Below are 23,265 nucleotides of genomic sequence, written 5' to 3'. Positions count from 1 at the left end.
CGGGGCAGAAGAACGCCATGAGGCCGATCGCGATCAACCAGCGGGCGCTGCGAGGCGCCAAGGAGGAGCTCGACTCCGCCCGCGAGGACCTGCGGTCCGCCCTCGGCGACATCGACCACCCCGCCGACGACTTCCCCTGGCGCGACCTGGTGGTGGAGGGGGTCCGCAGCCTGGTCGACGACGCCGAGCAGGTCGCGAAGAAGTGCCGCACGCTCGCGGCCGCCGTCGACGACTCGATCATCGACTTCGACGAGCTCGACCTCATGGTCGGCGAGGCCGCCACGTTCGCCGCCAAGCTCGACCAGGTGAAGCCATGACCCGGGTCGTCGTCGACCGGATCGAGACGCAGCAGGACAAGTTCCAGTTCGGCGACCCGATCGGCTGCCACTACCACTGGCTCGAGCCCGGCAAGGTGGACTCCTACGGCGACTCCGTGCGCCGGCTCGCCGCCAAGGTCGAGCTCGCCGTCGACGCGTTCGAGCGCACCTCGATGCTCTCGGAGGACGTCTTCGCCGGGGAGGCCGCCGACACGCTCCGCGACCGCGCCGGCCGCCGCCACGAGGAGTCGGCGACGGTCCGCGACAACCTCCGCGGCCTCGGCCGTGCGATCAACGCCTACAGCGACGTGCTGCGCCGTCACCGCGAGGGCCTCGAGCAGCTGCGCGACTTCGCCGTCAGCAAGGGGCTCGAGGTCCGCGACAACCGCATCTGGCCCCCGGTCGAGACGCTGCCCGGTGACGCCACCCAGAAGCAGGCCGACGCGTGGGAGAGCGACTGGAAGGCCTACCAGGCCTGCTTCGAGACCAAGATCGAGCTCCGCGACGCCCGCCGTGCCGCCACTCGTGACCTCGTCAAGGCGCTGGCCGAGCACGCCGGCGTCCACCCCGACAAGGACCGCGCCAAGCTCGTCCCCGCGGGGGCCAACCAGGTGCGCTTCGGCGAGCTGCGTCGCGAGGCGGCGGAGGAGGCTCGCGAGGCCGTCGAGGCGGGCGATGCCGCCGACGCCGCCCGCAGCACGGTCGACGCGCTGCGCCGGCGCGAGCAGACCGCGCTCGGCAGGCTCGAGGACCTCGTGCTCGCCGAGGCGCCACCCGAGGAGATCCAGGCCCAGGCCGCCAAGGTCCAGGCACTCCACCGCGAGCTCACCGAGGCCAAGGTCGAGATGCGCGACGCCGAGGCCGTGGCCCAGCGCGAGCAGGCTCAGGCCAACCGCGCCGCCCGCGACCTCCAGGACGCCGAGGCCGGGCGCCCCCGCCTCGTCGTCGAGCGCGCCGAGTGGCAGCCGGACCGGCCGACCGACCTGCGCGACCGGCTGGGCTGAGCCCCTTCGGCCCGCTCGCCCCGCGCTCGTCGTACGACGCCCGCGCCGGGCAGCGGTGAGCTGGACACCTTTTCGGCGCCCAGAACCTGCCTCACTCACCACCCGGGCGACCGTCAGGCGACCGGCTCGACCTCGTAGCTCGTGACCGGGTTCTCCCGGCCGGCGCGACAGGTGAGCACCTGCCCGGCGCCCAGCACCCGCCGCACCCGCACCTCGAGAGGCTCGCCCGCTGCTTCGAGTTCCACGGTCGTGACGTCGCCGGCCGTGCGCGCCGCCACGACGCGCACGTCGTCGAAGCCGGTCAGGCCCAGCCGGCGGCGTACGTCGATGTCGGCGGCCTGCGCCGGCATCGACAGGTCCGAGCGACCGCGGAGGTGCTCGAGCACCACCTCGCCCCTGGCCGTGGCCGCCGCGACCTCTCGGGCCGACTCAGGGTCGAGCCCGCCGTAGTAGAGGCCGCGGGGCAGCACGACGAGGTTGCCGGCGAACCGGTCGCCACCCACGTGGGAGGTCTCCCAGACGGCGGCGGCGTGCGGGCCGGACGCCAGCTCGAGGGCGACCGGACGGCCGAGCTCGGCGCAGCAGGCGTCGTGGCGTCCGTGCGTGCAGACGGCCAGGACCGGTGCCGCCTCCGGCTCCAGGCCGAGCGAGCGGCCGGCTCCGAGCGCGGCCAGGTCGAGGTCGCGGACGTCGTCGATGCGGTCGAGGTCGGTGGCCTCCGCCCACGAGGCCGCACCGGCTGCGCGGGCCGCCACCGCCCGGGTCGGTCCGTCGCCGGCGCGCCTCCCGGGCCTGCGGACGAGCAGCACCCGGACCCGGTGCTGCCGCGCCTGCCCCTGCAGGTGGGCACCGAGCCCGTCGGGCAGCCGCGCGTCGCGCAGGGCGTCGGTGCCCCACGGGCCGGGATGCTCGAGGAGCAGGTAGCTGCGGACCGTCGAGGCGGTGCCCGCGAGCTCGTCGCCGCGTGCCCGGCTGGCGGTCGCGCACCGGAAGTCGGTCACCGGACGACCTCGAGCAGGCCCTCCCGCACCAGCCGCCGGCTCAGCACGAGCGCACTCTCGTCGTCGAGCGGGAGGTCGCCCGGCGTCAGCTCAGCGTGGTCGGCGACGTGCTCGAGCGCCGGCCGCACCCGCGCCGGCACGCGGAGGACGCGGTCGCCGATCATCACCCGGACCTGGTCACCGTCGTCGACGAGGACGCACGGGTGCCCGCGACGCCGCCGCAGCGGCGTACGGACCCCGATCCCGGTCGCGAGGGCATCGCGGTCGAGCAGTGCGCCGGCCAGCCGCGGCGGACGGCCGCTGACGAATCCTTCGGCCTGGTCGATGGCGAGCGCGGCGGGGTCGAGGCGGCGTATGGCGTCGGCGACGCCCGCCAGGTGGTCGGCGAGGCCCTCGGACAGGCGCGCGGGGTCGTCGAGGTAGCCGGCCGGGACGTGGTCGTCGGGAACGTCGGCGAGCAGGCGCCCGACCTCGCGCGTGACGAGGCTGCGCCAGGTCAGCTGGTTGATGCCGATCGTGAGGTGCAGCGAGACCGACTCCTGCGCCCGTGCGGCATGGGGGGTGCCGGTGGGGAGGTAGGCCACGACCCCCGGCTCGAGCAGGAGGTCGCCCGGGCCGCCCTCACCGTGCACCTCCCACATCTTCGTGCCGTGGGTCTGCATCACGAACACGTCGTGGGAGTCGGTGTGGACCGCGAAGCCCTGGGCTCCGGGCGGGGTGAGGTAGGCGTTGGCCTGGCAGGGGTGGCCGAGCTCGAGCTCGAGCTCCGCGACCAGGTCGCCGACGGGTGACCAGTAGCGCTGCAGGCCCTGCAGGACGATGGTGGCGCCCTCGTCGTGCAGGCGCATCAGCCTGACCGGGTCGACCAGCCCGGTGAGCGGCTTGCCGGCAAGGCTGCCGCCCCGGGTGAACGACGACTCCGGCAGCACCGAGCCGTTGCGGGCGACCCGGACCGCGGGGGTGCGGATCGCGGTCTCGGTGAGCAGGTGGTCGACGTGGGCGAGCGAGAGCACCTCGGCGCCGTACGCCGGGTCGGTGCGGTGGACGTGGACCGAGGACGCCCAGACCTTGTCGACGAAGGTCTGGGCGTCACCGGTCAGGCGGTCGAGAGCGCTCAGAGCGCGGTCCCGTCGGTGCCGTCGGCGTCGGTGGAGTCACCGTCGGTGGCATCCGTCGAGTCGCCGTCGGTGCCGTCCGCGTCGGTGCCGTCCGCGTCGGTGGAGTCGCCGTCGGTGGCATCCGTCGAGTCGCCGTCCGTGCCGTCGGCGTCGGTGCCGTCGGCATCCGTGCCGGGCCCGGCTGCGACACCGGTCGGGTCGACGCCCTCGGTGCTCATCTCGTCGTCGCCGAGCGGGTTTCCGGGAGTCGTCATGATTCCTCCTCGCTGTGCCGCGACGGACGGTCCGTCCCGGGTCTGGCGTCGAGTCTGGTGCGCGCCGCCTCCACCGTCCCACACCCCTGGGGACGGGGTCAGCCCCCGACGGACTCCGTCTCCCGGACCTCGAAACGGGTCGTGCCCTTCACCTTGTCGTCGCCGCACGACTGCCGCCGCGACGGGCCCGGCACGGCCACGATCTCGTCGGCCGGGTCGCCACCGGAGAGCACGTGCAGCTCGCGGGCCTGGTCGACGGCCGGCCGGCCCGCCCGGCCGCGCGTCCACGGCAGCGGCACCTCGCCGCGCTCGACGGCGGCGCACGCGTCGACGGCGGTGTCGCTGTCGAGCCGTCCCAGCGTGATCCCGCTGGGAAGTCCCAGCAGGGTGCCGGAGAAGCGGTGCCCGCCGAGGTGCGTGGTCTCCCACGTGCCGTCGGGCCAGGTCGCCGCGAGCCGGCCGGCGATCGGCCGGCCGATCTCGGCGCAGCAGCGGTCGCGCTTGCCGTTGGTGCAGACCAGCCACAGCGGGTCGTCGTACGCCGACATCGCGGCCAGGTCGAGCCGGAGGAGGTCGTCCGGCCGGTCGAGCACCGCGGCGCGCACGTCGTAGCCGGTCTCGGTGGCACGGGCGTGGAAGACGTGGGTGCCGGGACCGGCGGTGCCGTCGGGCCGGCGGAGCAGGAAGACCTTCATGTCCAGCGACGCGAGGTGCTCGCGGACCGGCTCGGGGAGGCGGTTGTCGCTGACCGCGTCGCGGCCCCACGGGCCGGGGCTCTCGACGAGCAGGATCTCGGCGTCGGTGGGCGCCGTGCCGACCATCGGCTCGTCGTCGACGAGGCTGGCGATCGAGCACCGGAAGTCAGGCATGGCGAGAAGTCTGACCGACGGGTCCCACCCGTGGGCCTCCTGGGGTCGCGACTCAGAGCAGGCCGCGGCGGCGGGCCACCGCGGCGGCCTCCGTGCGCGACGCGGCCTCGAGCTTGGCGAGGATGTTGGAGACGTGGACCGACACGGTTTTGGTGCTGATGAAGAGCTGCTTGCCGATCTCGCCGTTGGAGCGTCCCTCTGAGACGAGGGCGAGGATCTCCCCCTCCCGCGGCGTGAGCGTCGCCGTCTGGGCGGAGGTCGCGGGCGCGGGCGTGGATCCCTGGGCGGTCAGCTCGTCGAGCATCGGCTGGGCGCCGAGAGCACGGGCCGCCTCACGGGCCAGGTCGGCGACGGCCCGGGCGCCGGCTGCGTCACCGACGGCGCGCAGCACTCCGGCCAGCCGCACGCGGGCCTGCGCCACCTCGGGGACGCTGCCGTAGGCGACGGCCGTCTCCTCCGCGCTGCGCCATGCCGCGCAGAGGTCGTCGGCGGAGGGCGGGTCGACCTGGGCCAACCAGCGCCAGCGCAGGTGCTCGGCGGTGCGCCGGGCCACCCACATGCGGTATTCCGGGCCGTGGCTGCCGTCGTAAGGGGCGTAGAAGTCGATCACCCGACCGCCGTCGGCCATCAGCCGCTCGACGTCGTGCGCCGCGGACTCGCGCTCCTCCGCCGACTGGCGCGGGGCGGCAGCAGCCAGGGCCGCCAGGGTGAGGGTCGCGAACCGGAGCCGCGCCTGGAACCACTCGTGCCACAGCGGCACGACGACAGCCACCACGTCGTCGTAGACCGACACCGCCAGACGGCCGTCAGCGGCGGCGGCTGCCCGCATGATCTCGGCGCCACCGGAGGAGATGGCCGTCAGTCCGTCGGTGCCCCAGTAGTCGCGCAGCCGCTCGAGGGCCTGCTCCTTGCGGCGGCCGCGGATGCCGATGGTGATCAGCATCTGGTGGGCGAAGTAGAGCCACTCGAAGACCATGGGCGGGTTCTGCCCGCTGACGTCGAGGAGGTCCCACGCCTCGTCGAGCAGGCCCTGGTGGGTGAGCGCGACCGCCAGCAGCAGCCGGGCCTCGGCGGGGTAGGGCGACCAGGTCAGCCCCCCGACCTCGCTGCGCTCGATCACCTCGCGGTAGACCTCGACGGCCCGGGGAAGGTCGCCCTCGTCGTGGTGGAGCCGGCCGAGGAGGTAGAGCGCGCGGAGCTCGGGCTCGATCAGTCCGGCTCGCCGCGCCCGGTCGGCGGCGGCCCTCCACCCGGCGCTGGGGCTCGCCCCGCCCTCCGGGTCGAGACCGGCCACGGTCGCGTGGAGCTCGACAGCGAGGCTCGTGAGGTCGTTGCGCTCGGCCAGCTCGAGAGCCTGCAGCGCGATGCTCCGCGCCTCGTCGGCGTGCCACCCGCCGAGGCTCTGGGCGTGGACGAGGAGCGCCCGGGCCAGGAGCTTGGGCGGGCCGCCCCGCAGCAGCTCGACCGCCTCGGCCGCGGTCTCGCGCGGCGACTCGGTGGTGTCGGTGAGCATCAGCGCCGACGCCAAGGACGTGAGCAGCTGGCCGCGGTCGACGGCGGTGGCGTCGACCGGCAGGGTCGCGAGCCGCGCCCGGAGGACCTTCACCGCCTTCTGCACCCGCCCGGATGCGATCAGCGCCTCGGCGCACCGGCGGGTGAGCGCGAAGACGTCGACGTCGGGCACCGGCTCGTGCGCGGTGTCGACCAGCTCGAGCGCGTCGAGGAAGTGGGTCGCCGCCTCGGCCGGGCCGCCGACCGCCAGCGCCTCCTCGCCCGCCTCGATGGAGGCGCGGACGGCGACCGGTCGGTCGTCGGCGCGGCGGGCGTGCTGCGCGAGCTCGGCGGCCGTCCCGATGGCCCGCCCCTCCCCCAGGGCGGCGACGAAGTCGGCGTGCAGCCGCATCCGCTCTCCGGGCAGCAGGTCGTCGTAGACCGCCTCACCGAGCAGGGCGTGGCGGAAGGCGTAGGTGCCGCCGCGCGAGGCGACGAGGACGTGGGCGTCGACTGCGTTGCGCAGCGCGCTCTCGAGCTCGGTGGCGTCGAGGTCGGAGACGGCGGCCAGCAGGTTGTGGCTGACCTGGCGGCCCGCGACCGAGACCAGCCGCACCACGCGCCGCGTCGTCTCGTCGAGGCGGTCGAGGTGGACGAGCAGCACGTCGGCGAGCTCGCCCGGCACCTGGCCGGACCGCGCGGCGCCGACGAGCTCCTCGATGAAGAACGGGTTGCCCTCCGCGCGGTCGACGATGGAGACGTATTCCGCCTCGGACAGCGTGGACGGGTGGAGCGCGCGCACGAGGAGGCGTACGGCGTCGTCGGCGAGCGGCTCCACCTGGAGCCGGTCGACACCGCGCAGGCGCATCCACTCCGCGACCTGGCGACGGAGCGGGTGGCGGCGGTGGAGGTCGTCGGCGCGGTAGGACACGACGAGCGCGATGCCCGGCACCGGGCGGGAGAAAAGGAAGCTCAGCATGTCGCGCGTCGACTCGTCGGCCCAGTGGGCGTCCTCGACGACGACGAGGACCGGCGCGCGCTCGGCGACGGCGGCGAGGAGGTGGCCGAACGCGTCGTAGACGTTGCCGCGGTCGAGGGCCTGGTCGCCCGACGCGGTCTCGCTGCTGCGGATCCGGCGGCCGGGCTGGAGGCGGGCGAGGGTGGGGTGCACCTCGAGCACGCGGCCCGTGACGTCGGGGAGGTCGGCCATGAGGCGGCCGAGGACCTCGGAGAAGGGGAGGTAGGGGAGGGAGCTGTCGGCGAGGTCGAGGCAGTGGCCGGCGACGACCTGCCAGTCGGCCTCGAGCGCCGCGTCGCGCAGGGCCATCAGCAGGCGGGTCTTGCCGACGCCGGCGTCCCCGCCGACGAGCACGGCCCGGGCCGGGGCGAGGCCCTCGAAGGCGGCGCGCGAGGCGCCTCCGGACGTGCGAATGCCGAGCTGGGCGGTGAGTTGCTCCAGCTCGGCATCGCGTCCGATGAGATCGGTGGTCCGCAGGGCCGGCACGGACGACATTGTGTCGTGCCCGTCCGACACTCGCGGGTCGATCGCGGTGTGGGTCACTTCTGGGTGTCGTTGGCGCGGACACGGGTCCAGCGGTGGTGCCCGTAGTCCTTCCGGATCCTGTCCTGTCGGTAGGTGATCTCGGCGCCCAGGAAGCTGTCGGTGGTGAACATGTCCTTCTCCTCTTCTCGTCGGCCCGGTTCCGGACCGTGAGGAGAGATTGCGTCCATGAGGTAGGCCGGGACATCGGGCGCGTGCCCTATCTCCGCGTGGCCGGCTACCTCAGACGCGCTGCCGGACGGCGTACGACGGGGGTCTGAGGTAGCTGACAGCGGCTACCGGGAGACGACCGGGCGGCCGGCCTGCCACACCCCCGCGACCAGCGGGACGCCTGGACGGTAGGCGAGGTGGACGTACGACGGCGCGTCGAGGAGGACGAGGTCGGCCACCTTGCCGGGGGCGAGCACGCCGACGTCGTCGCGGGCGAGCGCGGCCGCACCCATCGCGGTCGCGGCGTGCAGGGCCTCGGCCGGGGTCATCCGCATCTCGCGGACGGCCAGCGCGATGCAGAGCGCCATGGAGGAGGTGAAGCACGAGCCCGGGTTGCAGTCGCTGGCCAGCGCGACCCGGACGCCGGCGTCGAGCAGCCGGCGCGCGTCGGGGTAGGGCTGGCGGGTGGAGAACTCCACGCCCGGCAGGAGCGTGGCGATCGTGCCGCTCGACGACAGGGCCGAGACGTCGTCGTCGCCGAGGAAGGTGCAGTGGTCGACCGCGACGAGGCCGACCTCGCAGGCGAGCTGCACGCCCCCGCCGTACGTCAGCTGGTTGGCGTGGAGGCGTCCGCGCAGGCCGCTGTCGGACCCCGCGGCGAGGATGGCCCGCGCCTGGTCGACGTCGAAGGCGCCGTCCTCGCAGAACACGTCGATCCACCGGGCGTGCGGTGCCGCCGCCGCGAGCATGGGGCCGGTGACGAGGTCGACGTAGTCCTCGGGGGTGGTGTCGGCGGGGACGACGTGGGCGCCGAGGAAGGTGGTGTCCTCGGTGAACTGACGGGCCACCGCGAGGCTGCGTGCCTCGTCGTGGACCGACAAGCCGTATCCGCTCTTGACCTCGATGGAGGTGGTGCCCTGGGCCCGCATCTCGGCGACGAGCCGGGCGACGTGCGACGTGAGCTGCTCATCGGTGGCGGCGCGGGTCTTCGCGACCGTGCTGCGGATGCCGCCGGCCGTGTAGGCCTCGCCGGTCATCCGCGCCTCGAACTCGGCGGAGCGGTCGCCGGCGAAGACGAGGTGGCTGTGCGAGTCGACGAAGCCGGGGATCACCGCCCGCCCGCCCGCGTCGACCTGCACGTCGGCGGCGGGTGCGTCGGCGGCCGGCCCGACCCATGCGACCCGGCTGCCCTCGACCACGACGGCTGCGTCGTGGACGAGTCCGAGCAGGCCGCCCTGCTCGGCCCGGGCCGGGTCGTTGGTGGCGAGCTCGCCGATGCCGGTGATCACGGTCGAGACCTGGTTCGTCATCGTTGGTCCTCTCCCCAGACGCGGGCGACGGCTGCCTCGAGCTCGAGCCCGATGTCGTAGCGCTGGCCCTCCTCGACCACCCAGTGGCCGTCGACCATCACGCGCTGCACGTCCTCGGCGGACGCGGCGAACACGACCGCGCCCTCGTCGCGGCCGGCCCCGGCGGTGCGCGGGCTGGCCGGGTCGACCACCACGAGGTCGGCACGCCGACCGACGGCGATGGCGCCTGCGTCGTCCCAGCCGAGCGACGCGTGCCCGTCGGTGGTGGCGGCGGTCAGCAGCTCGGCCGCGGTCCAGTGACCGCGCTGCTGGGTTGCCAGCCGCTCGTCGAGCTCGACGGCACGCATCTCCTCGAACAGGTCGATCACCGCGTGGCTGTCGGAGCCGAGGGTCAGGCGCGCGCCCGCGTCGTGCAGCCGACGGCTCGGCCCGATGCCGTCGCCGAGGTCGCGCTCGGTGGTGGGGCAGAAGCTCGCGTGGGCGCCGGCGGCCCCGATCAGCTCGATGTCGTCGTCGGTCAGGTGGGTGGCGTGGACCAGGCTCGACGTGGGTCCCAGGAGGCCGTGGTCGGCGAGCAGCCGCGTGGGGGTGACGCCGTACGCCTCGAGGCAGGCGGTGTTCTCGGCGACCTGCTCCGAGAGGTGGACGTGGAAGGGGCGACCGTCGAGGCGGGCGGCCACGGCCGGCAGGTCGGCCGCCGGGACCGCGCGGACGGAGTGGACCGCCATGGCGGTGACGGCGTGCGGGGTGGGGACCGGTGCGGCGTCGAGGGCGTCGACCCGGTCGGCCCACGCCTCGACGCTGCCGTCGCTGTAGCGCATCTGTGCGCCCTCGGGGGCGACGCCGAAGCCCGAGGAGAGGTAGAGCGTGTCGAGCAGCGTGATCCGGATGCCCGCCTGCCGGGCCGCCTCGACCAGCACCTCGCCCATCTCGTTGGGGTCGGTGTAGGTCGAGCCGTCCGGGCGGTGGTGGACGTAGTGGAACTCCCCCACGCACGTGATCCCGGCCGCTGCCATCTCGCGGTACGTCGCTCGCGCCAGGGCGAGGTAGGTGTCCGGGTCGAGCCGGGCGGCGACGGCGTACATCTGGTCGCGCCAGGTCCAGAAGGTGCCGCGCTCGCGCTGGGTGCGGCCGCGCAGGGCGCGGTGGAAGGCGTGGCTGTGGGTGTTGGCGAGGCCGGGGACGACGAGGCCGCGCACGGGGATCGCGCGGGGCGGGTCGGAGTCCGGGGTGACCGAGGTGAAGCGACCGTGCTCGACCTCGACCAGCACGTCGTCCAGGAAGCGGTCGCCGACCCAGGCGCGCTCGAGGAGGTACGCCGTCACGCTGGCGTCCCGGCGAGCTCGGCCAGCACGTCGGCGAGCGCCTCGACGCCGGCCAGGCAGTCGGCGGTCTCGGCGTGCTCGTCGGGTGAGTGCGAGACCCCGGTCGGGTTGCGGACGAAGACCATCGCCGTGGGGATGCCGGCGTCGGACAGGATGCCCGCGTCGTGGCCGGCCTGGGTGGGGATGACCGGCCACCCACCGAGACCCGCGAGGCGGGCGGCCAGGTCGGGGTCGAACGCGACGGAGCCCGAGACGGACTCCGCGGTGACGTCGAGCGTGGTGCCGTCGCGAGTAGCGCGGTCGTGTGCCTGGCGCTCGACGGCCTCGACGAGGGTCGCGAGGGCCTCGTCGGACGAGGCCCGCGCGTCGAGCCACGCAGTGACCAGCGATGGGACGGCGTTCGTGCCGTTGGGCTCGACGGAGACGCGGCCGAAGGTGGCGCGCTGGTCGGCGAGGCGGGCCTGCTTGTTGGCGGCGAGCGCCGTCATCGCGTAGGTCAGCATCGGGTCGCGCCGGTCCTCCATGCGGGTCGTGCCCGCATGGTTGGCCTGTCCTGCGAAGTCGAACCGCCACCGGCCGTGCGGCCAGATCTCGGTGGCCAGCCCCACGGCGACGTCGCGGTCGACCAGGTCGCGGCCCTGCTCGACGTGGAGCTCGACGAACGTGCCCACGCGGTCGAGGTCGAGCAGGCCGCGCGCAGGGTCCAGTCCGGCGGCGCTGATCGCGTCGGCGAGGAAGACGCCGTCGCGGTCGCGCAGCTCCTTCGCCTGTTCCCACGTCGTGGCGCCAGTGACGAGCCGAGAGCCGAGGCAGGCGCGGCCGAACCGCGAGCCCTCCTCCTCGACGAAGACGCCGATGCCGATCGGGCGGTCCGGCTCGAAGCCACGGTCCCGCATCAGGTCGACGGCGGCGAGCGCGGACGCCACGCCCAGCGGGCCGTCGTACGCCCCGCCGTCGAGGACAGAGTCGAGGTGCGAGCCGGTGAGGACGCCCTGGTCTCGTGACGGGCGCTGGGCGCCCTCCTCGACCAACGGCGAGGTGGGCTCCCACCAGGCGACCTGGTTGCCGATGCCGTCGGTGTCGACGACCAGCCCGCGCGCCGCGCACTCCTCGCCGAACCACGCCCGCAGCTCGGACTCCGCCGCGGTCCACGGCTGGCGGAAGTAGCCGCCCGACGAGGCCGAACGGCCCACCGGGGCCAGGTCGCGCCACATCTCCTCGAAGGCCATGCGGCCAGTCCACCGGTCGCGTGCGCGAGGGTCAACGCGGTACACCGGCATGTCGTCTCGGATCCCAGACGCCGCTCGCCGCAAGCGGCAAGAGGCCGGCGGGTGAGAGCCTGCACCCCATGGAGTTCCGCGAGGTCGTACGCCGCCGAAGGATGGTGCGCCGCTACGCCGACCGCCCGGTCGACCCGACCGTCGTCGACCGGATGCTCGAGCACGCGCAGCGCGCGCCCAACGCCGGGTTCACCCAAGGGTGGGCGTTCCTGGTGCTGGACACCCCGGAGGACGTCGCCCTGTTCTGGACGACGACGGGCGCCGATCCCGACGCCCACAACGCCTGGCTCGACGGCATGCGCACCGCACCGGTCGTGATCGTCCCGCTGACCAGCAAGGCCGCCTACCTCGACCGCTACGCCCTGCCCGACAAGGGCTGGACCGACCGCGACGAGGCCCGGTGGCCGGTGCCGTACTGGTGGGTCGACGCCGGCATGGCCGCGCTGCTCGTGCTGCAGACGGCGGTCGACGAGGGGCTCGGCGCCTGCTTCTTCGGCATCGAGGCGGAGCACCTCGACGGGTTCCGCGAGGCGTTCGGCATCCCCGAGGACCATGCGCCGGTGGGCGCGATCACGGTGGGCCACCGCGAGTCCGACACCGGAGCACCGGGGTCACCGGCCCGGCGCGAGCGTCGCAACGACGTCGTCCACCGCGGGCGGTGGTGAGCGCAGCGGCTCGAGGGCGGTCCGCACCTGCTCGAGGAGCGGGCGCGCGGCCGGGTCCAGGCTGACGCACGCCGCGAGCAGGTCGCGCACCTCGTCGGGCAGGTCGTCGAGACCTGCGGGCGCGAGCGGCATCCGGCGGTGCAGCAGCGGCCACCGGCGGCGGCTCTCCCAGGTGGCCTCGTCGCCGTACGGCGCGGTGCGGGCGAGGGCGTCGATGAGCGTCATCCCGAGCCCCCAGACGTCCGTCGCCGGGGACAGGCCGCGGCCGCTCGCCTGCTCGGGAGCGAGGTAGCCGCGCGTGCCCGCACCGGGACGACCGCTCCCCGGCCGGCCGGCGAGGCTGAGGTCTATCAGCACCGCCTTGCCGTGGTCGACCACGACGTTGTCGGGCTTGAGGTCGAGGTGCAGCCAGTCGTGGCGGTGGAAGTAGCCGAGGACCGAGGCGAGCTGGCAGCCGAGCTCGGCCGCGTCGGCGAGGCCGAGCGGCTCGTGCTCGACCAGCGCCGACAGCGTGGCCCCTCGCAGCGTCTCGAGGACCACGGCCGGCGGGTCGTCGAGGACGTCGTAGCCGCGCACGAGGTGCGGGTGCGCGAGCGTGGTCGCGAGGTGCCCCTCGAGCAGCACGGCCTGCCGCACCCGCGGCTCGTCACGGCGGTCGGCGCGCAGCAGCTTGACCACGCACCGGGTGCCGCGGGCCTCGTCCCACGCGTCCCACGTCTCGAGCCGGCGGCCGTCGGCGAGCAGCGCGAGCGGCCGGTAGCCGACGGGCAGGTCGCCCGTCGGCGTACGACGGCGGGTCACGGCGCCACCTCCGTCAGCGCCCGGTCGAGCCGCACGACGCGGTCGACGTGCTCGAGGACGACCGGGTCGTGGGTCAGCACGAGCACCGTCCGCTCCCGGCCACCGCTCCTCAGCGCGACCATCAGCCGGCGCGCCGCCTCCCCGTCGAGACCGGTCGTCGGCTCGTCGAGCACGAGCACCCGGCCCGGCCTGAGCAGCGCCCGGGCGACCGCGAGCCGTTGCCGCTGGCCGCCCGAGAGCGTGCGGCCCCGTTGGCCGATCCGGGTGTCGTAGCCGTGCGGCAGCGCCTCGACGAACTCGTGCGCCCCCGCGTCGCGTGCCGCGGCGCGCACCTCGGCACGCGTCGCGTCGGGGCGGCCGAGGAGGAGGTTGTCGTGCACCGAGGCATCGAGCATGAGCTGCTCCTGGTGGACGACGGTGACGGCGTCGCGCACCGAGGCGGCGGTGTGGGCGGCGACGTCGTGGCCGTCGATCGCGACGACACCCGCGTCAGCGACGAGCTGCCGCGAGAGCAGCCGGCCGAGGGTGGACTTGCCCGACCCGCTCGGGCCGACGAGCGCCACGACCTCGCCCGGCGAGACGTCGAGCACCAACCCGTCGAGCGCCGGCCGTGCGGCTCCGGGATAGGCGTACGACACGTCGCGGACCGCGAGCGCCCCCGGACCGGCGGGCAGCGGGCCCGCGCCGTCGCGGTCTCCGCCGGCGGGCTCGTCGAGGAGCTCGACGACCCGCTCGACCCCGGCGCTGGCGGAGTACAGCGCCGGGACCAGGTCGGCCAGCGTGCGCACCGGCCCGAAGCACTGCATGAGCAGGGTCAGGAAGGCCAGCAGCCCGCCCAGCGTGAGCCGCCCCTCCGACAGCGACCAGACACCGAGCCCGACGACGACCAGCACGCCCACCAGCTCGGCGAGGTCGACGAGCGGCAGGAACAGCGCACGGATCCGGCTGGCGGCGAGCTCGGCGCCTGCGATCGCACGGTTGTGTCCGTCGTACGACGCCACGGCCCGGTCCTCGCGGCCGTAGGACTGCACGAGCGCGGCGTTGCCGAGCGCCTCCTCGGTGACGCTGCCGAGCGATCCGCCGCGCCGGCGCCGCTCGCGCGAGACGTCGCGGGTGAGCCGGGCGAAGCGCGTGGACACCCACCAGAACAGCGGCACCACGACGAGCGACGCGAGCGCGAGCCGCCAGTCCATCCACACGAGCGCGCCGACGAGGACGACCAGGCGCACCACAGCGCCCAGGCCCTCGCTCGCCTGCGACACCACGAACCGCTCGACCGCGGCGACGTCCGACGTCAGCCGGGTGAGGGTGTCCCCGAGGCGACGGCGGTCGTGCGTGGCGGCAGGCAGCGACAGCACGTGGGCGAAGACGTCCCGGCGCAGGTCGACGAGGAAGCGCTGCGAGACGTACGTCGCGAGGTAGTCGTCGGCACCCGAGACGACACCGCTGGCGACGTTGAGGCCGATGTAGAGGAGGGCCAGCACGACGAGCGGCTCGAACGCGGCCGGCACGAGCACGTCGTCGACGAGCCGCTGGTAGAGGAAGGCCTCGGCGACCGCGATCGCCGGCGCGGCGGTGAGGAGCAGCAGGCCGAGCACGAGCCAGCCGCGCAACGGGCGCAGCCGCGGCCAGAACCGGCGCGCGATGTCGGCAGGACGCAGCGCGGCCGCCACGTCGACGAGGGCCTGCTCCTCGGGGGTGGCGCGCAGCAGGCCGGCGGCACGGCGGCGTACGGACATGGGTGCTCCTGGTCCCGGGGGCAGCTGGTGGACGGGGACGGGTGGGCGGCCCGGGGTGCGGACCGCCCACCCGTCGTGGTGGTGCAGCGGGGTTCGCTCAGCTGGAGCGCGAGCGCGACCGGCTGCGGTTGCGACGGCGCCGACGGCGCCGGCGGCGACGCCCGTCGTCGCTGGACGAGTCGCCGCGGCGGGCCTGGACGGCCGGCGTGAGGGCGGTGAGGATTCCGGAGCGGGCCATGGTGGCCTCCTTCGGTTGGCGTGTCCGGGTCTTCCCGGCTGACGTGGAGGACTCTCCGGGCCGCACGTGACACCGCCATGAGCTCTTGGTGAGAGCGCCCTCATCGAGCGCCGGGATGCCCTACGGTCTGCCCATGACCGACCGCGTGGTCGCCGCCCTGCAGGCGCTCGTCCGCATCCCCACCGTCTCCGACCGAGACCCCGACCGGGTCGACGGCGACGCCTTCGACCGGCTGCTGGCAGAGCTCGCGACGCAGTTCCCACTGCTGCACGAGCGCCTCGAGCTGACCCGGGTCGGCACGCACGGGCTGCTGTTCCACTGGGCCGGCGCCAGCGCCGAGCGCCCGGTCGTGCTCATGGCCCACCTCGACGTCGTACCCGTGGACACCGGCGCCCCGTGGCAGCACGACCCGTTCGGCGGCGAGATCCACGACTCCGACGTCGGTCCGGCGATCTGGGGCCGGGGCACCCTCGACGACAAGGGCTGCGTCGCGGCCGTCTGCGAGGCGGTGGAGTCGCTGCTCGAGGCCGGGCACACCCCGGCGCAGGACGTCTGGCTGTCCTTCGGCTGTGACGAGGAGGTCAGCGGCACCGCGGCTGTCGAGGCGGTCGCCGTGCTCCGCGACCGCGGCGTCACCCCGTGGCTCGTGCTCGACGAGGGCGGCGCGATCGCAGGAGGAGCCTTCCCGGGGGTGGAGGCGCCGCTGGGCGTCATCGGCGTCACCGAGAAGGGCATCACCTCGCTCGAGCTCGTCGCCGAGGGGCGCGGCGGGCACGCCTCGACGCCGGCGAGGAACGGCCCGACCGCGCGGATCGCCCGCGCGATCCTGCGGATCGAGAAGGCTCCGTTCCCGGCGTCCGCGCCCGCACCCACGCTCGAGCTGATGCGCCGCCTCGCGCCGCACGTGCCGCTGCCGCTGCGCCCGCTGCTCGGTCGCGCCGACCGGCTGGCACCGGTGGTGACCCGGGCGCTGCTCGCCGCGGGCCCGGAGGCCGCAGCCATGACGCGTACGACGGTCGCGGCCACCACCCTCAGCGGGTCGCCGGCCCTCAACGTGATCGCGTCGACCGCGAAGGCCGGGCTCAACATCCGGGTGATGGTGGGCGACACGGTCGCCGGCGTCGTCGAGCACGTCCGCAAGGCGGTCGACGACGACTCGATCCGCATCGACGTGGTCGAGTCGAGCGAGCCGTCGCCGGTCTCCCCGATGGACGAGGCGTTCGAGCTGGTCGAGGAGTGCATCGGGGAGGTCTTCCCCGAGGCGGTCGCGACGCCCTACGTGATGATGGCCGCCACCGACTCGCGCCACTTCTGCTCGATCAGTGAGCACGTCTACCGCTTCGCCCCGTTCCGGATGACCAAGGCCCAGCGCGAGGCCATTCACTCCTACGACGAGCACATCGGCGTCGCCGACCTCGTCGACGGCGCCCGCTGGTACCAGCTGCTCATCGAGAGGCTCCCCTCATGACGACGACGAAGCCGGCCGCACAGACGGCCGTGAAGGGCCTTGCCGCGATCGTCGGCTTCCTGGTGCTGGTCGAGTTCGCCAGCGGCATCCTGCAGGGCTACTACACCCCGATCTACCCGCAGATCGCCGATCACCTCTCGATCAGCGAGGGCGACATCAACTGGTTCGAGGCGGCGCAGCTGATCGTCAGCGCGCTGTGCATCCCGCTGCTCGCGCGGCTCGGCGACCTGTCCGGGCACAAGCGGGTGCTGCTGATCTCGACCGCCGTGACCGCGCTCGGCTCGTGGTGGCTGGCCTTCGCGCCGTCGTTCACCACGTTCATGGTCGGCTGGGCGATCCAGGGCGCGTACGTCGTGTGGCTGCCGCTGGAGATCGCGATCATCCACCGCCGCACGCGCGACTCCGGTCGGCAGGAGCTGCTCACCCGGCGCGGCGCCGCGATCCTCGTCGGCTCCCTCGAGCTCGCCGTCATCGTCGGCGCCCTCAGCAGCGGCCTGCTCGTCGACACCCTCGACATGAACGTCCTTCTCGCCCTGCCCGCCGTCGTGGTGACCGCGGTCTTCTTCGTGATCCTCTTCGGCATCGAGCAGGCACCCGGCGACGACACGGGCGGCATCGACTGGGCCGGCCTCGCGCTGGTCACCGTCGCGCTGGGCGTGCTGATGGGCGGCCTGGTCCGGCTGCGCCTCGACGGCGCGGGCTCGCTGCTCGGCTGGTCGACGATCGTGCTCTCCATCGCGGTGTTCGCCGTGTTCTGGCGCTTCGAGCTCCGGCACCCGGACCCGATCGTCGACGTCCGCCTGCTCAGCAGCCCGGCCCAGTGGCCGGTGCAGGTGACGGCGTTCCTCTTCGGCATCCCGGTGCTGGGCGGGCAGATCCCGCTCTCGACCTACGCCCAGGCCGACCCGGCCGAACGGGGCTACGGGCTCGGCGCGGAGCCAGCGTTCATCTCGACCCTCATCGGGCTCTACGTCGCGACGTTGGCGATCGGCGCGTTCACCCTGCCGCTCACGACCCGCCTGCTCGGCGGCGTACGACGCGCGCTGGTCGTCGCGTGCTGCCTCGTCGGGCTGGGCTACCTGCTGTGGCTGCCGTTCAACTCCGAGACGTGGCAGGCGCTGGTCAACATGGGCATCGCCGGCCTGGGCTCGGGTGCGCTGGTGGCCGCCCTGCCTGCCGCGGCGGCGGCCGCCGCGCCGCCGGAGCGCACCGGCATCGCCACCGGGATGACCAACGGCACCAAGACCGTGGGCGGCGCGATCGCGTCCGCGATCTTCGCGATCGCGCTGACCGCGACCGGTTCGCTCGACGCGACGTCCGAGCACGTGGCGCCGTTCAGCGGCTACCTCACCGTGTGGGCCGTCTGCGCCGGCGCGTCGTTCCTCGCCGCCCTCGCCCTGCTCGCGGCACCGCCGCACGCGTTCAGCGACGTACGCAACGAGGCCGTCCCGCACTGACCACGGGCCGATAGTCTGGAGCCATGCTGCTGACTGAGACCGCCGTCTGCTGACTTGGGAGCCGTGGAGAGCGAGCTCGACGAGCGCACCCGTGAGGCGCTGGGGCAGATCCAGTACTTCGGTGAGGCGGCCGCCGTCCTGGTGCGTCGCGGCGAGCAGGCGTACCACCGCGACGGCATGTTGAGGCTGGCGGGAGAGGCCATCGTGCGGCGGCTTGACGACGCCGTGGCCCGGCTGGACAAGGACTTCCTCGTTTCCCATCCTGAAGTGGACTGGGACTCGATGCAGATGACGCACGGCATGCGCGAGCAAGTCCCACGGGGCTACCAGGAGCCGTGGGACTACCTCTCGACTGGGCTCCCGAAGGACCTCGAGACGATCGCGCGGCTGGTGGACGCGTGGTGGTGGCGACCACTTCCAGGACCCGCCGACATTGAGGCACCCCCTCATGACCTTCCGCGAGGCGCCGGCGAGGTCCGGGACGCCGACTTCCGAGCCCTCGTCGAGCGGCTCGACGCGTGGACCGCCGGTGCCTACGCCCGCGATGACGACGGACCGATCGACGTCGTCCTCCCCGATGGGCGGTCGGTCCGGATCGTCATGACGGCGCGCAACCTGGCGAACATGCATGTCGTGCAGGGCACCCTGGACGGCTGCCTCATCTCGGTCGCGTCCTCGCTGCGCGAGCTCCCCGAGGGCGCGCCCTACCTCGTGTACGGCAACACCTACACGCTGGAGCCGAGCCCGACGCCCACGCTGCCGTCCTGGCGGCCGGGTCCGCGCTGACCCGGCGCGTCGGACGACCAGAAGTCCGGGTGAGGGTAAGCCGCCGCGTGCGTCCGCCTTGCTGGACGACTTGTGGTCGTCCGACGCGCCGTCAGCTCGTGGGGGCGCGCTCGAAGCGCGCGACGCCCGGGCCGGTGAGGTCGTCGAGCGCCTCGACCCGCCCCGAGACCGCCATCAGCAACGACACCAGCGGACCGCTGACCTCGGGGCCCTCGCCGTGGGACCAGGCGGTGTCGGTGGCGACGAGACGGAGACCGGCCGCGCGCTGCTTGCCACCGCCCAGCCCGACCGACGTCCTGAGCTGGTGGGCGAGGGCTCGCTCGACGGTCTCCGTCGGGTAGTCGCGGCGCACCCCGAGCGGGCGTCGTACGTCCTCGCCGTGGACGACCTCCTCGACGAGCCGGCTGTCGAGCGGCGCGGGAGGGGTCGTACGTCGTCCGACCACCGCCCGCAGCCGGTCGAGCGTCTCGGACGGGGTCGCGCCCTTCTCGCGGGCGACGCCGGTGTCGTTCTGCCGGTCGAAGTCGAAGCGGGCGCGCACCATGGCTGCGACGATGCCGAGCCGCGTGGTGCGCGCGTTGTCGACGAGGTGGGCGGCGACGTCGTGGACCGTCCAGCCGCCGCACAGCGACGGCGACTCCCACTGCTCCTCGGTCAACCCGGCCAGGTCGTCGACCAAGGCCATGCGCTCGCGGCGCACCAGCTCCCACACGTCCGTCATGGCCTCAGCCTGTCAGCAGGGACCGACACCGCCGGCGTCTTGGGCGCAGGGCGTGGGTCAGCGCGGCAGGTGCGGGGCGGCCGCGGCGGCCTCGATGCTGTCCTCGGACGGCATCAGGAACCACAGCAGCGGGTAGACCAGGATCTGGCTGCCCGGCAGCACGAACAGCGTGATGACGAACAGCAGCCGGGTGACCCACGGGGTGAGCCCGAGGCGGCGGCCCACGCCGGCGCAGACACCGCCGATGATGGCGCGGTCGGTCGAGCGGACGAGGCCCTGGCGAGCGAGCGAGGTGCGGATCTTTTCCATGCCTCCAGCATGCGCCCGTCCGGCGCTGCAGACCATCCGGATCGACCCCGGCCCGCCCCTGAGCCGGCCCCGGACGGCCCGGACGGCCCGGACGGCCGGGTCAGTCCAGCCGTCCGTGCTCCTCGGTGACCTCGCGCAGCCGTGCTGCGAGGTCGGGGGTGAGCATCCCGGGCTCGAGGCGCCACGACCAGGTGGCCGCGGTGCCGGGGGTGTTCATCCGGGCCTCGGCGCCCAGCGACAGCACGTCCTGCGCCTGCACCATGGCCAACCGGCACGGGGCGGCGTGCGCGAGCCGGATCATCGCCCAGGCGGGGTCGGGGTCGTCGACCCCGGCCGCGCGGAACGCGCGCTGCGCCTCCCGACGCCGGACCGGCGGCAGCGTGTCCCACCAGCCGACGACGGTGTCGTTGTCGTGGGTGCCGGTGTAGACCACCTGGTCGCGGCGCAGGTTGTCGGGCTCGTGCGAGCGGTCCTCGCCGTCGGGGTCGAACGCGAACTGGAGGACCGCCATCCCCGGGAAGCCGAGCGCCGTGCGCAGCTCGACCACCGGTTCGTCGATGACGCCGAGGTCCTCCGCCAGCACGGGAAGGGGACCCAGCGCAGCCGTGGCCGCGTCGAAGACGGCCCGCCCGGGCCCGGGCTCCCAGGTGCCGTGCTCGGCCGTCGGGAGACCCGCCGGAACCGCCCAGAAGGCCGCGAAGCCGCGGAAGTGGTCGATCCGGACGAGGTCGTAGAGCGCGAGGCTGCGGCGCAGCCGCTCCACCCACCAGCGGTAGCCGTCGGCCGCCATCGCCGCCCAGTCGTAGAGCGGGTTCCCCCAGAGCTGCCCGGTGTCGCTGTAGGCGTCGGGCGGCACCCCGGCCACCGCGTCGTCACGGAAGAGCGCGGGCCAGGCGGCCTCGTCGGCGCTGCCGGCGGCGACGTAGATGGGGATGTCGCCGAGCAGCTGCACGCCGTGGTCGGCGGCGAAGGACCGCAGTGCACCCCACTCCCGTTCGAAGCGGACCTGGTCGGCGAGGTCACCGCCGTGGGCCGACCACGAGCCGGCCCAGTAGGCGTGCTCCTCGGCGAAGGCCGCCACCTCGTCGTCGCCCACCGGCGCGTGGGGGTCCGCGAGCAGGCCCGGCCACGCGGCGAAGGCGGAGGGTGAGGCGTACGGCGACCCGTGCGCGTCCGGGACCGCGAGGGGCAGGACCTGCCACACGGACTGCCCGGCGTCGGCCAGCCACCGCACGAAGTCGCGCGCCGGCTCCCCGAGCCGTCCTCCTGGCAGGGAGGTGACGTGGAGCTGGACGCCGGCGGCCCGGTCGGGGATGCCTGGGATGGCCATGGGGAGAGCCTGTCACGCCGGCCCCACGAGGCGGCGGTCCGTAGTGTGGGGGCATGCCGGAGCGAGACCGGGACGACGAGTTCGAGGTGGCGGACACCGAGTCCGTACGCCGCGAGACCGCGCGCGACGAGCGAACCGGACGCTCCGCCGCGGCGGCCCGCATCGCCCAGCAGTCCAGCTGGGTGGACCTCCAGGTGCGTCAGGCGATGGAGCGCGGCGAGTTCGACGACCTGCCCGGGCAGGGCAAGCCGATCCAGGACCTCGGCGTCGAGCACGACCCCGACTGGTGGGTCAAGAAGCTCGTCGAGCGCGAGAACATCGCCCTCCTGCCGCCGGCGCTCGCCCTGCGCAAGGAGGACGCCGAACTCGAGGACCGGTTGGACGAGATCACGGCCGAGAGCGAGGTGCGGCGCGAGGTCGAGGACTTCAACAAGCGGGTGGTCGAGACCCGCCGTCAGCTGCAGGGAGGCCCGCCGGTGATCACCGCACCGCGGGACGTCGACGACGAGGTCGCGGCGTGGCGCGAGCGTCGTACGGCCCGGGTCGAGGCACAGCGCGCGGCGGTCGCGGCCAGCACGCCGGCACCGCGCAAGCGGACCTGGTGGTTCCGCTGGCGCACCCGGTAGGGGCGGGTCAGTCCCAGTCGAGCCCGCCGCGTCGCCACTCGTAGGCGTAGGCGAGCGACAGGTTGATGATGAACAGCACGACCGCGAGGTAGCCGAAGCTGCCGAGCTGGTCGAAGTGCACCGCCCACGGGACGAGGAACATGATCTCGACGTCGAAGATGATGAAGGTCATCGCGACGGTGTAGTAGCGCACCGGGATCGTGCGGGCGTTGCGATCCGGGTCGGCGACGGGCTGGATGCCGCACTCGTAGGAGTCCAGCCGCGCGCGGTTGTAGCGCTTCGGTCCGACGACCGAGCTCATGAGCACCGAGCCCACGGCGAAGAGGCCGGCGATCGCGGACAGGACCACCACTGGGAGGTAGAGCTCCACGGGTCGCTCCTCGGTCGGGGACGAGTGCCCCAGTCCTAGCAAGGTGGGTCAAACCGGTGCGGCGACGGCGTTGCCTGTCGCACCGGGCGGGACGACACTCGGACGATGACCTCCGGCGCGGTCCCACGGGCGGCGGGCGGGGCGCCGGGACGGCGCGGATGGGGCGCGGTCCACGCCGACCTCGCCGGCTCCCGTGACGGGTTGCCGACGAGCGACCTCGGCCTGCTGGCGGAGGCGGCGTGGTGGGTCGGCCGGGCGCCGGAGTCGATGGAGGTCGAGGAGGAGCTCTACCACCGCCTCCTCGCCGAGGGACGGACCGAGCAGGCCGGCGACCGCGCGCTCCGGCTCGCGTTGCAGTGGGTCGTCCGTGGTGACGTCCCGGTGGGCACGGCCTGGCTCTCGCGGGCGCGCCGCGTGATCTCCGGTCTGCCCCGTGGCGTCCTGCACGGCTACCTCCTCTACGTCGACAACGCGCTCGACATGGACCTCTCCGGCGACGCCGGGACCGCGGAGGCGGCGGCGCGCGAGATCGCCGACCTGGCGACCGAGCTCCGCGAGCCCACGCTCGAGAGCTTCGCCCTCGCCACCCGCGGACTGGCGGCAGTGCGCCGGGGCTCGACGCGCGAGGGCTTCGCCGACCTCGACGAGGCGATGCTCCCGGTCGTGGCCGGGCAGGTCGACCCCCTCTGGTCCGGCGACCTCTACTGCACCGTGGTCCACCTGTGCGACGAGCTCGGCGACCTCGCCCGGATGCGCGCCTGGACCGAGTCGATGGCCCGGTGGGCGGAACCGCAGGGCCGCACGTTCATGTACGCCCACGTCACGCGCATCCACGAGCTCCAGCTGCTCGTCGCGGAGGGAGAGTGGGAGGTCGTGGAGGCCGAGCTCGGCGCGCGCAGCGCCGACCTCGTCGGCGCACACGGCTGGCTCGCCGGCGAGGGCTACTACACGCTCGGAGAGGTACGACGACTCCGCGGCGACCCCGGCGGGGCCGGGCGGGCGTACGCCACGGCGCGCAGCCTCGGGCACGACGCGCTGCCCGGCGCCGCCCTCCTGCTCCGCGCCGAGGGACGGT

General features: G+C 74.2%; 23 protein-coding genes. 8 read left to right on the top strand and 15 right to left on the bottom strand.

Annotated features, from left to right (window positions below):
* The first annotated feature begins 17 nt into the window (after positions 1-17).
* A complete protein-coding gene (locus AC3A3L_RS19600; RefSeq protein WP_487641721.1) occupies positions 18-317 on the top strand; it encodes a hypothetical protein in 300 nt (99 codons plus the stop codon).
* Positions 314-1,321 (top strand): hypothetical protein, encoded by a 1,008-nt coding sequence (locus tag AC3A3L_RS19595; protein WP_487641720.1) that lies wholly within the window; start codon positions 314-316, stop codon positions 1,319-1,321. The genes AC3A3L_RS19600 and AC3A3L_RS19595 overlap by 4 nt, the downstream gene beginning before the upstream one ends.
* Before the next feature lie 113 nt (positions 1,322-1,434).
* On the opposite strand, the gene AC3A3L_RS19590 is transcribed toward AC3A3L_RS19595, so the two are convergent.
* The 8 genes from AC3A3L_RS19590 to AC3A3L_RS19555 all read right to left on the bottom strand — a co-directional run bounded on the left by AC3A3L_RS19590 (position 1,435) and on the right by AC3A3L_RS19555 (position 11,629).
* Complete coding sequence (locus tag AC3A3L_RS19590) at positions 1,435-2,322, bottom strand: ferredoxin family protein (RefSeq protein WP_487641719.1); 888 nt, start codon at positions 2,320-2,322, stop codon at positions 1,435-1,437.
* On the bottom strand, positions 2,319-3,335 hold the full coding sequence (locus tag AC3A3L_RS19585) for a cupin domain-containing protein (RefSeq protein ID WP_487641718.1): 1,017 nt from the start codon (positions 3,333-3,335) through the stop codon (positions 2,319-2,321). The genes AC3A3L_RS19590 and AC3A3L_RS19585 overlap by 4 nt, the downstream gene beginning before the upstream one ends.
* Positions 3,336-3,436: 101 nt before the next feature.
* Entirely contained in the window at positions 3,437-3,694 is a 258-nt protein-coding gene (locus AC3A3L_RS19580; protein WP_487641717.1) for a hypothetical protein, read from the bottom strand.
* Between the two features lie 98 nt (positions 3,695-3,792).
* On the bottom strand, positions 3,793-4,563 hold the full coding sequence (locus AC3A3L_RS19575; protein ID WP_487641716.1) for a sucrase ferredoxin: 771 nt from the start codon (positions 4,561-4,563) through the stop codon (positions 3,793-3,795).
* A gap of 52 nt (positions 4,564-4,615) precedes the next feature.
* Positions 4,616-7,558 (bottom strand): helix-turn-helix transcriptional regulator, encoded by a 2,943-nt coding sequence (locus AC3A3L_RS19570; RefSeq protein ID WP_487641715.1) that lies wholly within the window; start codon positions 7,556-7,558, stop codon positions 4,616-4,618.
* A gap of 332 nt (positions 7,559-7,890) precedes the next feature.
* Entirely contained in the window at positions 7,891-9,075 is a 1,185-nt protein-coding gene (gene hutI / locus AC3A3L_RS19565) for an imidazolonepropionase (protein WP_487641714.1), read from the bottom strand.
* Positions 9,072-10,400, bottom strand: coding sequence for a formimidoylglutamate deiminase (locus tag AC3A3L_RS19560; protein WP_487641713.1), 1,329 nt, complete (start codon positions 10,398-10,400; stop codon positions 9,072-9,074). The genes hutI and AC3A3L_RS19560 overlap by 4 nt, the downstream gene beginning before the upstream one ends.
* On the bottom strand, positions 10,397-11,629 hold the full coding sequence (locus AC3A3L_RS19555; protein ID WP_487641712.1) for an allantoate amidohydrolase: 1,233 nt from the start codon (positions 11,627-11,629) through the stop codon (positions 10,397-10,399). The genes AC3A3L_RS19560 and AC3A3L_RS19555 overlap by 4 nt, the downstream gene beginning before the upstream one ends.
* A 119-nt stretch (positions 11,630-11,748) precedes the next feature.
* On the opposite strand from AC3A3L_RS19555, the gene AC3A3L_RS19550 reads away from it, so the two are divergent.
* Entirely contained in the window at positions 11,749-12,345 is a 597-nt protein-coding gene (locus AC3A3L_RS19550; RefSeq protein WP_487641711.1) for a nitroreductase family protein, read from the top strand.
* Here the strand turns inward: AC3A3L_RS19550 and AC3A3L_RS19545 are convergent.
* The 3 genes from AC3A3L_RS19545 to AC3A3L_RS19535 form a co-directional block, all read right to left on the bottom strand.
* Complete coding sequence (locus tag AC3A3L_RS19545; protein ID WP_487641710.1) at positions 12,292-13,146, bottom strand: serine/threonine-protein kinase; 855 nt, start codon at positions 13,144-13,146, stop codon at positions 12,292-12,294. The two genes, AC3A3L_RS19550 and AC3A3L_RS19545, sit on opposite strands and share 54 nt — an antisense overlap.
* The gene (locus AC3A3L_RS19540) at positions 13,143-14,885 is read right to left on the bottom strand and encodes an ABC transporter ATP-binding protein (RefSeq protein ID WP_487641709.1); all 1,743 of its coding nucleotides are present in this window, start codon (positions 14,883-14,885) and stop codon (positions 13,143-13,145) included. The genes AC3A3L_RS19545 and AC3A3L_RS19540 overlap by 4 nt, the downstream gene beginning before the upstream one ends.
* Before the next feature lie 97 nt (positions 14,886-14,982).
* Positions 14,983-15,123 (bottom strand): hypothetical protein, encoded by a 141-nt coding sequence (locus AC3A3L_RS19535; RefSeq protein WP_172256722.1) that lies wholly within the window; start codon positions 15,121-15,123, stop codon positions 14,983-14,985.
* A 133-nt stretch (positions 15,124-15,256) separates the two neighbouring features.
* Between AC3A3L_RS19535 and AC3A3L_RS19530 the strand changes: the two genes are divergently transcribed.
* The 3 genes from AC3A3L_RS19530 to AC3A3L_RS19520 all read left to right on the top strand — a co-directional run bounded on the left by AC3A3L_RS19530 (position 15,257) and on the right by AC3A3L_RS19520 (position 18,834).
* The gene (locus tag AC3A3L_RS19530; RefSeq protein WP_487641708.1) at positions 15,257-16,591 is read left to right on the top strand and encodes a M20/M25/M40 family metallo-hydrolase; all 1,335 of its coding nucleotides are present in this window, start codon (positions 15,257-15,259) and stop codon (positions 16,589-16,591) included.
* Positions 16,588-18,048 carry an MFS transporter gene (locus AC3A3L_RS19525; protein ID WP_487641707.1) on the top strand — a complete coding sequence of 487 codons (1,461 nt, stop codon included), beginning with the start codon at positions 16,588-16,590 and terminating at the stop codon, positions 18,046-18,048. Before AC3A3L_RS19530 ends, AC3A3L_RS19525 begins: the two co-directional genes overlap by 4 nt.
* A 63-nt stretch (positions 18,049-18,111) precedes the next feature.
* Positions 18,112-18,834: a ribonuclease HepT family protein gene (locus AC3A3L_RS19520; RefSeq protein ID WP_487641706.1), complete on the top strand. Its 723-nt coding sequence runs from the start codon at positions 18,112-18,114 to the stop codon at positions 18,832-18,834.
* A 91-nt stretch (positions 18,835-18,925) separates the two neighbouring features.
* Here the strand turns inward: AC3A3L_RS19520 and AC3A3L_RS19515 are convergent, their stop codons facing one another.
* The 3 genes from AC3A3L_RS19515 to AC3A3L_RS19505 form a co-directional block, all read right to left on the bottom strand.
* Entirely contained in the window at positions 18,926-19,555 is a 630-nt protein-coding gene (locus AC3A3L_RS19515) for a maleylpyruvate isomerase family mycothiol-dependent enzyme (RefSeq protein ID WP_487641705.1), read from the bottom strand.
* A 57-nt stretch (positions 19,556-19,612) separates the two neighbouring features.
* Positions 19,613-19,864 carry a PspC domain-containing protein gene (locus tag AC3A3L_RS19510; RefSeq protein WP_487641704.1) on the bottom strand — a complete coding sequence of 84 codons (252 nt, stop codon included), beginning with the start codon at positions 19,862-19,864 and terminating at the stop codon, positions 19,613-19,615.
* A 100-nt stretch (positions 19,865-19,964) separates the two neighbouring features.
* The gene (locus AC3A3L_RS19505) at positions 19,965-21,194 is read right to left on the bottom strand and encodes a 4-alpha-glucanotransferase (protein WP_487641703.1); all 1,230 of its coding nucleotides are present in this window, start codon (positions 21,192-21,194) and stop codon (positions 19,965-19,967) included.
* Positions 21,195-21,247: 53 nt separating this feature from the next.
* On the opposite strand from AC3A3L_RS19505, the gene AC3A3L_RS19500 reads away from it, so the two are divergent.
* Complete coding sequence (locus AC3A3L_RS19500; protein ID WP_487641702.1) at positions 21,248-21,820, top strand: DnaJ family domain-containing protein; 573 nt, start codon at positions 21,248-21,250, stop codon at positions 21,818-21,820.
* Positions 21,821-21,827: 7 nt separating this feature from the next.
* On the opposite strand, the gene AC3A3L_RS19495 is transcribed toward AC3A3L_RS19500, so the two are convergent.
* Complete coding sequence (locus AC3A3L_RS19495; RefSeq protein WP_487641701.1) at positions 21,828-22,190, bottom strand: NADH-quinone oxidoreductase subunit A; 363 nt, start codon at positions 22,188-22,190, stop codon at positions 21,828-21,830.
* 105 nt (positions 22,191-22,295) lie between these two features.
* On the opposite strand from AC3A3L_RS19495, the gene AC3A3L_RS19490 reads away from it, so the two are divergent.
* Positions 22,296-23,265: hypothetical protein (locus tag AC3A3L_RS19490; RefSeq protein ID WP_487641700.1), on the top strand; the 970-nt coding region annotated here is incomplete at its 3' end.

This window comes from Nocardioides sp. Soil_C_8 (genome assembly GCF_057656315.1).
The sequence above is the reverse complement of the archived record's forward strand: the minus strand, read 5'-3'. Positions and strand labels throughout refer to the sequence as shown.